At 53.9% G+C, this 3,720-nt stretch carries 5 protein-coding genes; 4 read left to right on the top strand and 1 reads right to left on the bottom strand.

Annotated features, from left to right (window positions below):
* The first annotated feature begins 114 nt into the window (after positions 1-114).
* From ABYA88_RS15695 to ABYA88_RS15680, 4 genes are all read left to right on the top strand, one after another.
* Positions 115-375, top strand: coding sequence for a hypothetical protein (locus ABYA88_RS15695; RefSeq protein WP_373188327.1), 261 nt, complete (start codon positions 115-117; stop codon positions 373-375).
* An 85-nt stretch (positions 376-460) separates the two neighbouring features.
* Positions 461-1,075, top strand: coding sequence for a DinB family protein (locus ABYA88_RS15690; protein WP_373188326.1), 615 nt, complete (start codon positions 461-463; stop codon positions 1,073-1,075).
* 273 nt (positions 1,076-1,348) lie between these two features.
* Positions 1,349-1,621, top strand: a complete 273-nt coding sequence (nrtS, locus tag ABYA88_RS15685) for a nitrate/nitrite transporter NrtS (RefSeq protein WP_373188325.1) — start codon at positions 1,349-1,351, stop codon at positions 1,619-1,621.
* Positions 1,622-1,680: 59 nt separating this feature from the next.
* Positions 1,681-2,415: a methyl-accepting chemotaxis protein gene (locus tag ABYA88_RS15680; protein ID WP_373188324.1), complete on the top strand. Its 735-nt coding sequence runs from the start codon at positions 1,681-1,683 to the stop codon at positions 2,413-2,415.
* A gap of 40 nt (positions 2,416-2,455) precedes the next feature.
* Here the strand turns inward: ABYA88_RS15680 and ABYA88_RS15675 are convergent, their stop codons facing one another.
* Complete coding sequence (locus tag ABYA88_RS15675) at positions 2,456-3,157, bottom strand: ZIP family metal transporter (RefSeq protein ID WP_373188323.1); 702 nt, start codon at positions 3,155-3,157, stop codon at positions 2,456-2,458.
* Between the last annotated feature and the right edge of the window lie 563 nt (positions 3,158-3,720).

The raw sequence follows: 3,720 nt of genomic DNA, 5'->3' as shown, positions 1-3,720 counted from the left end.
GCCGAAGCCGAAGCGGAGGGTGAAGCCACTTACTAGCGGGTCTGGTAAGTCGCTTTGCCTGTCATCGGACCCTGCGCCGCAGGGTCCGCTAACAAGCAAGAGAAGGAGATCGTTATGTCTATTAAAGAAACCAGGCGTCAACCACTGCTGGAGCGGCTGTCCAAGGGCATCGCCTATTCAGCGCCCATCCTGGCTATCGCCGTGAGCGGAGTAACCTTTCAGGCGGTTGCGGCTGATGCGGTCGAAGAGCCTGGCTACATCATGTTGGCGATGAACCATGCCGAAGCAGAGGCTGAAGGCGAAGCTATGCCGGAAGCAGAAGCAGAAGCAGAAGCAGAAGCAGAGGCAGAGGCAGAGGCAGAAGCGGGCCACTGAGGCCGCATTTGCAATTAAGCCGGGTCCGGCGATACCACGCCTGACTCCGGCTTGTTTTCAACTTGTCAGCCCCCGGGGTGAACGCATGCACCGTAATGCAAACAGTAATTCAGGGATAGCCGAGTTAATACTCGAGAACACGCATCCGCTTCAACAGTTGACGGACCTGCTGCGAGAATTGTCCTGCGGACAATACTCCGCTGGTTGCAATGCCCGTGGACAACACACGATCGGCAAGCACGTGCGACATATAGTGGATCATTACAGCGTTTTTCTGTCTGGGGTTGAGCGCATTGGATCCGCCATCGACTACGAGCAACGATCACGGGAAGCCTTGCTTGAGCAGGAACCACAGGCCACCGCCGACCGGCTGTCAAAGCTATGTCAGCGTCTAGAGCGACTGGGTAACAGTGGCGAGGATCACCCACTCCAGTTGGACTATGCCACTCACGAGACGACCGTGGCCACGAGCTCCAGTCTCGGTCGGGAACTGGCTTTTCTGGCCAGCCACACGATTCACCATATGGCGATAATAGCCATGCTGGCCGAGCAGGTGGGCATTGCTACAAGCGAAGATTTCGGCGTGCATCCCTCTACTTTGCGCTATCGCCAGAAACAGGAGATGCTGCAAACACTGGGAGCAGAACAGATGCTGCAGACAAGTTTCGAGGCACAATCACATCCGGCCCGGAGTACATAGCGGCGCCATAAACCTGTGTGCCAGGTTATCTGCGAGCAGTGCGCAGCGTAAACCTATTGCGTAACACGACCATTCGGTGCGTGCCACCGAGCTCTCTTGGCCGACCCTTTTTTGCGCACCTGCGGCGTCAAAGTAAAGCAGACCCAGACTCCCGGCATTTTAAAGTAAATGCTGTCGCGGCCGATTAATTATAAGTACGTGATGGCAAGCTCTTGCTCACGTCTGGCCTTTACATAAAGTTATTTCACTTCTCCTGCGAAAGTAGAGTCACGCATGAAACTGAATTTCCGCAAAGCTTTTCTTGTAGCGCTTGTCGTTGGCTCTTTGCTGGTTCTGATAAACCAGTGGCAAGGCATTTTCGCTGAAGCGGCAATTGATTATCTGAAAATGGCTCTGACCTACACCGTGCCCTTCTGTGTCTTTCTTTGGGGGCAATGGACCGTTGCTCAGCAGCAGCAATCTGCTGCTATCCAATTGGCTGGCCTGGCTGCCGAAGCCGAAAAAACAGATCACAAAACGAGACTGCCGCCTCCCAGGAAACGGTAGCATTGGGGCGTCGGGTAGGTAATACAGCCACTCAGGTCAACCAGGCGTCGCATGAACGCTTGAAGAATATTCAGGTCGCGGCGGCTGCTATAGGTCGTGTCTCGGAGCATGGAGAGCATATACAGCAGAGCTCCACTGCCACGAGTTCGGAAATTGCCAGCCTGAACGACAATGTGCTGGCCCTGCAAAAGCACGTGAAGGAACTGCTGGGTGAGGTCATGAAAGCCGCCCAGTGGTCTAAATCGCTGGTTACTGAAATGGAAAGTTTCAGCACCGAGTTTCTGCAGATCAATCAGATCACCAAAACCATTGCCGATATTTCCGAACAAACCAATCTGCTCGCGTTGAACGCCGCCATAGAGGCGGCGCGTGCTGGCGAGATGGGTAGGGGCTTTGCAGTGGTGGCGGATGAGGTAAAGAACCTGGCTCAGAAGGCCAGCGCTAAAGCGCGGGATATAGACTCCCTGGTGAGTGAGTTAAGCAGGGTAGAGTCGGAGATTTGTCAGGAATCAGGAAAGTTCTCGGACTCTCTGGAGCGAATTTCAGCCGATGGCGAGCAGAAACTCGGCGCTCTGGATCAAGCCCTCAAGCAGTCAGTTGCCCAGGGCAAGCAGGCCGCCGCCGATATTTCTCATTATATTGACGAGCAAAGCCAGGAACTGCAGCAAGTCATCACGCTGATGACAGCTGTGGAGCAGGGGGCGGAAGCCGCTGTCAAGGGATCGGCTGCCAACATCGTGATAGGTGACGAGATCGTTACGCTGGGAGAAAAACTACGGAGCGTCCCACGATGATCAGGTCATGAAAGACTGACTGCTGATGGCTTCAGGCTCGTCAATGAATCAGCATTGTTCCTACCAGACCCACCAGAAACCCGCAGATGGCCCCAATGGCCGGAAAGGTGTCGTCCTCATCATGGGATCGAGGTGCAATATCCTGGAATAACAGATAAAGAATGCCACCACTGCAGAACAAAAGAACAAGAGCTAGAAGCGAATCACTCGTTGAAAACCAGGCCAGGCCGAGCCATGCTCCCAAAGGCCCCAGCAACGAAACGGTGAAGAAAATGATCAGTAAACACGTATGCGATCTCATGTTTGCCTCCATCTCGGTGAAAGCGGTAAATCCCTGCGGCATGTTCTGAAGCGCTATTAGACCTGCCAACAGATAAACCGCATTCGACCCACTCGCAGCCAATGCCCCCAGCAGAATGACTTCGGGGAAAAAGTCCAAAAGCATGCTGACGAAACGTGAGATCTGATTATTGGTGCGAGAGGTCCAGACACTGAATTTCCAGAACACCAATGCTCCCAAACCAAAGCTTGCGGTCACAGCAAGCGCCGATAACTGCTCAATACCCCGAGGGATCAACACGAGCGCCAGGGCGGCCAGCAGAGCTCCGCTACCGAAATAGGAGACGAAACGGTCCAGTTTTAGCCGCAGGCAGGCGTCACGCAATACAACATTCGAGGACACCAGCGCCCCGGCGAGAATGGAAAGTCCCGCCATCCACGCCAAACTCAGAAGCCACAACATGGGTAAGATCTCCGGCTGTGCTTGATCATGCCCGGGCCAACGTCAAACGCAAGTTCAAAACAGCCAGACGCCAGGCCCTTGATTCATTCGATTGTAGTTGGGTAATCGCTGTCTCACAGGCGTCGGTCATATTTACAGCCATCGCTGAAGCTCCGTGGCCAGGGCAGGTTGCAATGAAAATCGGTGCCCTCAATGGCACCGTGTTGCTGGCATCCGCATGGCTGGGATTCAACCAGGGCCATTGGCGTTACATCCAATACCGGGTTTTTGGCAGGGTCGCTTTTCAGCGATCTTGTGTCTGAATGCAATCAAAACCCCGCTTCAATCGTTATTAGGGTAACCAAGCGTTTTCTGCGCGCCCGCTTGACACGCAACTGAAGGTCAACGCAGCGACTCACTGATCGCCTGGGCGAAAAACGGTTAACTCCAAGCACTTGCCAAGGACTTGAAATGATAAAAGCGGATAAGTATTCAAACCTTTTTACCCCGGAATTGACGGCGCTCATTTTGCGTATTGGTCTGGGTCTGATTTTCATCACGGGCGGACTGTGGAAGCTGTCAAG

The sequence above is a fragment of the Halopseudomonas sp. genome (assembly GCF_041579695.1).
Lineage (GTDB): Bacteria > Pseudomonadota > Gammaproteobacteria > Pseudomonadales > Pseudomonadaceae > Halopseudomonas.
Note: the sequence above shows the minus strand (reverse complement) of the source record. Positions and strands in the feature narration are given on the sequence as shown.